Below are 6,581 nucleotides of genomic sequence, written 5' to 3'. Positions count from 1 at the left end.
CCCCAACATCGATGCTTTTGACGGCGAACCTGTTTCCGTCAGTCTCCCTCGCGACGAGCCGGAAACGGGCGGTTGGCTGCCACTGGCGGCACTCATTGAGGGAGAGCGCGGCGTCTGGACCGTCCTGACCTTGAAAGATAGCGACGGTGGGATGGCGGCCGTTCGTGAGGTAGTAGAAGTTCTTCATGTAAGTGGTGATCGTGCTTACGTTCGCGGCTCGATTAATGATGGCGACAAGCTTATTGCTGACGGAGTTCATCGCATTGCGCCCGGGACATTAGTCGCTCCTCTCCCGGAAGCTGATGCATCTCTGGCGCAGCTTAGCAGCGACGTAGCGGGGTCCTAAGCGTGCTGGCCAAACTCTTGTATTCCCATAGCCGCTATCTCTGGCTCACGGTAGTCGTTGTCTTGATGGTAGGCGCATCGAGCATGCGCTCCCTGGGCCGCCAGGAAGACCCTACTATTACGAACTTAGCTGCCACGGTAACTACGTTTTTCCCGGGCGCAGAGCCCGCAAGGATCGAAGCACTTGTTAGCAAGCCCCTCGAAGAGGAACTGCGCGCCGTTGCCGAGGTCGATGAGGTGAAGTCCACCTCCTCCACCGGCGTTTCATCGATCGTGATTGAGCTCTACGATACTCTTGATGCCGGTGCTATCGAGCGGGCCTGGTCTGAAGTACGAGACGCCATCGACGATGCAAGCCGACAGTTTCCCCAGGGAGTGGCGTCACCGGTCTTTGATAACGATCGCACCACGGCCTACGTACGAATCCTCGCCCTAACCTCCGCACCAGGCTACGAGCTGTCCGTTCCGCTACTCAGTCGCAGCGCCGAAGATTTAGCCGAGCGGGCGCGTAACTTTCGGGGCACGCAGTTTGTAGATGTCTACGGTGAATCTTCGGAAGAGATACGCGTGGACATCAATGAGCAATCCCTGCTTGCCCGGGGCATCAGCATCACCGAGCTTACTCGCGCCCTGCGCGGTGCAGACCCACGGCGAGCTTCGGGGCGAGCGAGCGGCAACACCAACGACCTGCTCATTGAGATAGACGGAGAATTCGATTCTGCAGCCCGAGTGGCCAGCGTCATCGTGCGCACAGACAGCAGCGGTAACGCTGTCAGCGTGGGCGATATCGCAAGAGTCTACCGAGCAGAGCAAACACCGCCCATGGCACTGGCACACACAGATGGTCGGCGAGGTATCTTGCTGGGCATCGCCATGAATGAAGGCTTACAGGTTGATCAATGGAGCCAGCAATTTGACTTATTTCTGGACGACTTCAGGGCGCAAGCACCGGCGGGAATAGAAATTACCAGTAGCTACAACCAAGCGAGCTACACAGAGCAAAGACTAAAAGAGGTCATAAGCAACCTCGCCATCGGTGTAGCGCTGGTACTTCTGGTTTTATTGTTCACTCTGGGTCTTCGCGCGGCCGCAGTCGTGGCGGTGATACTACCCTTATGTACGCTGGTCTCTCTGGTGATCATGAATCAGATAGGCCTGCCGATACACCAGATGTCGGTAACCGGGCTCGTGGTAGCCCTGGGTCTGCTGGTAGACGGATCCATCGTTATGACCGACGAGGTGCGCAAACGACTCTTGGCAAAACAAGCGCCCCTGGATGCGATCGCTGAAGCCGTTCATCGCATGCGTATTCCCTTGCTGTCCTCTACCGCAACTACGATTCTGGCCTTTGTTCCAATGGTCATTTTGCCGGGACCCGCCGGCGATTTCATGGGGTCTATCGCCAAGGCGGTGATCATCATGCTCGGGTCGTCTCTGGTACTGGCCCTCGTGATCACGCCGGTTCTGGCCGCGCGCCTACTTCCCGGGGGGCTGAACAAAGGTGACCATTGGTGGGAAGCAGGTCTATCCAGTGGCTTTATGGGTCGCGCTTTGAGCCGCGCCCTTGACTGGTCTATTCGCTATCCCTTGGGATCGGTTGCGCTGGCACTCGCACTTCCTATTGCGGGCTTTCTCGCCTATCCCACTTTAACTGCGCAGTTTTTCCCGGGCACCGACCGCGATCAGCTGTCACTGAAAGTTACTTTACCGCCCGGACGCTCGATCACGGACACCTACGATCTAGTTCAGCAGCTGGACGAGCGTCTGCGCGGGGAACCCCTTGTGCGCAGGGTTGACTGGACGGTGGGCGAGAGCTCTCCCCAGTTTTACTACAACCTGGTACGCAACAAAGAAGGCATCCCAAGCTATGCACAGGCCATGGTGCTGACGCACGATGAAAATCTCACGGATGATCTTATCCGGAGATTACAAAAAGAGCTGGATGCGGAGTATCCGCAGGCGCGGATTGTTGTTCTTGGCATCGACCAAGGACCTCCCGTCGCGGCTCCCCTTGAGATTGACTTGTTTGGCCCTGACCTGGAAACGCTGCGCCGGCTCGGCGAGGACTTCCGCCTGCGCATGGAGCGTGTTCCCGATATTACTCACAGCAGCACCGGACTGGTTGCGGGCGCTCCAAAGCTCGTTTTCAAGCTCGACGAGCAGCGCGTGCGCATGGCAGGGCTTGATCTGGCGACCGTCGCAGACACCCTCGATGCCGCACTGCGGGGACGTATCGGCGGCGAAATTCTTGAAGGCACTCAACGCTTACCCGTGCGTGCCCGCTTCACTGAAAGCGACTGGGCCGATCCCGAGCAGATCGCCAGTATTCGCCTACCACTGCCGAGTCCCGACGGCGATAGCCGAACTCTGCAAAGCATCAGCCTAAGCACTCTGGGTAAATTCAGTCTCGAACCGTCAAACAGTCCCATCACGCGCAGGGACGGCGAGCGCATTAACACTGTACAAGGCTTTGTGACCCGTGGCGTTTTAGCTGAGGGCGCGCTCAAACAGTTGCAGGACATTCTCGAAGATGATCCGGTTGCCCTACCCTTTGGCTATCGCTATCAGTATGGCGGCACCTCTGATGCCAGAGCTAGTGTCGTTCAAAACATCATTGCGCCCATGGGATTGATCGTGGCGGCACTCATCGCAACGATCGTAATGACCTTTAACTCCTGGAGGCTGTCTGCGGTGGCCTTCACCGTCTTCGTACTGTCCATGGGGCTAAGTCTGCTCTCCCTCGCCATCTTTCGTTATCCCTTTGGCGTGCAGGCTCTCATTGGTGTCATAGGATCTATCGGCGTCTCAATCAATGCAGCGATTATTATTCTCACCGCATTACAGCTGGATACGCGCGCGGCGCGCGGAGAGCCCGAGGCAGTCCGTGATGTAGTCATGGACTCCAGCCGGCATATCGTGTCCACCACGATCACCACCTTTGGCGGTTTTCTTCCGCTGATCCTGGAAGGGAGCCAGTTCTGGCCGCCCTTTGCTATGGCGATCGCAGGAGGTGTTTTACTATCTACCGTGGTGTCTTTCTTCTATATTCCCCCTATGTTTATGCTGTGCTACCGACGAAAGCATCGTCGGCTTCAAGCTGAGCAACATCCAACACTTCTGGACAACAAAAGGGCGCAGCTTTTGAGTACGGCAGCATGAATCAGGCCACAAAGACTTACCATCACGGCGATTTGAGAAACACGCTAATCCTCGCTGCGGCGGAACTCATAGAAGACAGCGGGTCTCTGAACTTTGCTATGGCAGACGCAGCTCGGCGTGCGGGAGTCAGCACAGCTGCGCCCTATCGACACTTTCGCGACAAGGAGGCGCTCCTTGAAGCGGTGAGCCAGCTTGCCTACTACGGTCTTGGAGAGCGAGTGCGAGAAGCCGTGATAAGCACCGAGAAAGGCAGTATTGAAAGCATTATCTCCATCGGCCATGCTTACATTGATTACGTTATCAACAAGTCCGCTTTTTACGATTTGATGTGGGGTGATCAGGGCGCACGTGCCATGGATGCCGAGGGCTTCGACAAAAAGGCTGCGGGCTTCTATCAACTGGTGGATGCTGTCGACGCCTACACCGCAGAGCAGAAGCTCCACGACGTCGACACTTTAGATCTCGCCGTAAAGCTCTGGTCAATGGTTCACGGCATGAGCGCGATTTCCATGAGCGGGAAGCTGCCCTACTTTTATCCCAATGCGGATATTCCCGAAATGCTCGATAGCACCACGCGCACATTCATGGCTGGGCTGGCGAAAACCTCTGCGGCGTAGCAGACTTAGCCAACTACGGCTGCTCAGTACGGCGTTGGATTACCCACCTGCAAGTAGCTAAGCGCTCGATCAGAAACCTTATTCATTTGTCGGGATTAAACTTATGGACGCGTCAAAAACATCACAGTTTGTGGTGATACCTCCTCCCACGGTTGGCGTTCCCATCCAGGGAAGCGAATCCTTGTTCCCCGTAAGACGTATCTTCTGCGTTGGGCGCAATTACGCCGAACACGCCAGAGAAATGGGTGCGAACCCCGATCGCGAACCCCCCTTCTTCTTCACTAAACCCGCGGATGCAATTGTCACTGGCGGTAAGGACGTTCTGTACCCCGGCGCTACGAACAACCTTCACCATGAAGTCGAACTGGTCATCGCCCTGGGCGAAGGCGGCAGTGCTATCCCCAAGGAAGACGCCTTACATCATGTTTACGGCTATGCCGTGGGTAACGACCTCACGCGCAGAGACCTCCAGGCCGAGGCCAAGAAGGCAGGACGCCCCTGGGATACGGCCAAAGGCTTTGATCAATCCGCACCTATCGCTGCCATCAGTCCTGTTAGTGTCTGCGGTCATATTAATAGTGGAAAAATATCCCTCTCGGTGAACGGTGCGCTACGCCAATCAGGCGATGTTCGAGACATGATTTGGTCCACAGAAGAAATTATCAGCTGTCTATCCATACTGTTTGCCTTGCAGGCAGGCGATCTCATCTTCTCCGGCACTCCCGCCGGAGTGGGACCTCTGGTACCGGGCGATCAGGTTGTTGCAGCCATAGCAGGCTTAACGCCTCTCGAGCATACCCTGGTCTGCTGAGTCCCTGCGCTATAGATTAAAGCGACACCCCTCTCCTCGGAGCAAACGGTTCGGCATTTACCGGGCAGTCCCTGGAGCGTCTGTGCGCTCACAGACTTGACAAGCGTGAACGCTCATCAGTACAACAGACACAGCGTTTTAAAGAACGTGACACTCCCCCTACTTCGGTGACCGCTATGTCAGCCGCTATTTCAGCCACTACGTCAGCCACTACGTCAGCCAGTACGTCAGCCAGTACGTCGATAACGATGAGTGTGAAAACCCTTGGCCTTGTAGCTGCCAGCTTCGCCTGTCTGGTGTTTTCCGTCGCCAGCTGGGCCGAATTTCGATCCGCCAACGAGCGCTTTACCATGGCCCTCACCGGCGACTCCATCATCACGCGCAAGCTCTCCGTGTATAACGAGCCAGAGTACCTGCAGATGATCGAGTTAATCCGCGATGCAGATATTGCGTTCACCAACCTCGAAGTGCTGTTCCATGATTATGAGACCTACCCCATGGCGGTCAGTGGTGGCACTTGGATGCGTGCCGATCCCGGCCTTGCCGCGGAGCTTTCCTGGGCAGGCTTTGACCTCCTCGCTCGCGCCAACAACCACACCGGGGACTACGGCGTTGAGGGCATGCGAATCACTTCCCGCCACGTACGCGACGCGGGATTACTAGACGCCGGCGTTGGCGAAAGTCTAGCCGAGGCGCGGGAAGCTAAGTTTCTCGAAACCAGCAAAGCCCGCGTTGCGCTGATTTCACTTTCCTCGTCCTTTGCAAAGCACATGGGGGCCGGACCGTCCCGCGACGACATGCCGCCGCGGCCAGGGCTCAACCCGCTCCGTTACAACACAACCTACGAAGTAGAAGCAAAGGAGTTTGAGCGCCTTAAGGCTCTGGGCATGACGCTGGGTCAGTTCAGTAATCAGGACGGTCAGCCGCGAGGCCTGAAGGAAGACAAGCCGGATGAGCTGAAGCTCTTCGGTAGCGACTTCAAGGTCGCTGATAGCAATCGGGTGCGAACCACCGCTAACGAAGATGACATGAGAGCTATCGCTGCCGTGGTCAGCAACGCCAAGCGCCTTGCCGATTTCGTCATCGTGACGATTCATGCCCACGAGGGCCAAAAGCGGTCGGAGCCGGCAGAATTTATTCCTGTATTTGCACGGGCTATGGTGGATGCCGGTGCCGATGTGTTTGTGGGTCATGGCCCGCATGCCCTGCGGGGCATCGAAATCTACGAGGGCAAGCCGATTCTCTATAGCCTCGGGGATTTTATTTTTCAGAACGAAACGCTGCTGCGACTGCCCTACGACAACTATGCGCGCTACGACCTTGATGCAAACGCCCACGTCGCTGACTTTAACGACAAGCGCTATAAAAATGACACAAGCGGTTTCCCTGCCAATCCAGAAATCTGGGAAGCCGTAGTTGCGATACCCGTATTTGAAAATCAACAGCTCGTAGAGCTTGCGTTGCACCCAATAACCCTGGGCCACGGGCTACCCCGCCAGGTTCGGGGACGACCCATGTTGGCCGATCGCACCCTCGGCGCGAAGATCATCAATGATTTAAAAGAACGCTCAGCACCCTTTGGCACAAAGATCACTGAGCGACGTGGAGTTGGCTATGTCGAACTTCCAAACAACTAACGCAGCAGCTCA

The 6,581-nt window shown here is 56.4% G+C and carries 4 protein-coding genes and 1 pseudogene; all 5 read left to right on the top strand.

All coding sequences use genetic code 11. The annotated features are described in order from the left end of the window. A pseudogene (locus tag ACTG39_RS08175) lies at window positions 1-346 on the top strand (hypothetical protein); the annotation flags it as partial. Between the two features lie 2 nt (window positions 347-348). Further along, window positions 349-3,504, top strand: a complete 3,156-nt coding sequence (locus ACTG39_RS08170) for an efflux RND transporter permease subunit (RefSeq protein WP_439107053.1) — start codon at window positions 349-351, stop codon at window positions 3,502-3,504. Then, a complete protein-coding gene (locus tag ACTG39_RS08165) occupies window positions 3,501-4,121 on the top strand; it encodes a TetR/AcrR family transcriptional regulator (RefSeq protein WP_439107052.1) in 621 nt (206 codons plus the stop codon). The genes ACTG39_RS08170 and ACTG39_RS08165 overlap by 4 nt, the downstream gene beginning before the upstream one ends. A gap of 103 nt (window positions 4,122-4,224) precedes the next feature. Then, entirely contained in the window at window positions 4,225-4,932 is a 708-nt protein-coding gene (locus tag ACTG39_RS08160) for a fumarylacetoacetate hydrolase family protein (protein ID WP_439107051.1), read from the top strand. A 248-nt stretch (window positions 4,933-5,180) separates the two neighbouring features. Next, a complete protein-coding gene (locus tag ACTG39_RS08155) occupies window positions 5,181-6,569 on the top strand; it encodes a CapA family protein (protein WP_439107050.1) in 1,389 nt (462 codons plus the stop codon). Window positions 6,570-6,581: the final 12 nt, after the last annotated feature.

The organism is Congregibacter sp. (genome assembly GCF_965662665.1).
In the GTDB taxonomy this organism is placed as follows: domain Bacteria; phylum Pseudomonadota; class Gammaproteobacteria; order Pseudomonadales; family Halieaceae; genus Congregibacter.
Note: the sequence above shows the minus strand (reverse complement) of the source record. Positions and strands in the feature narration are given on the sequence as shown.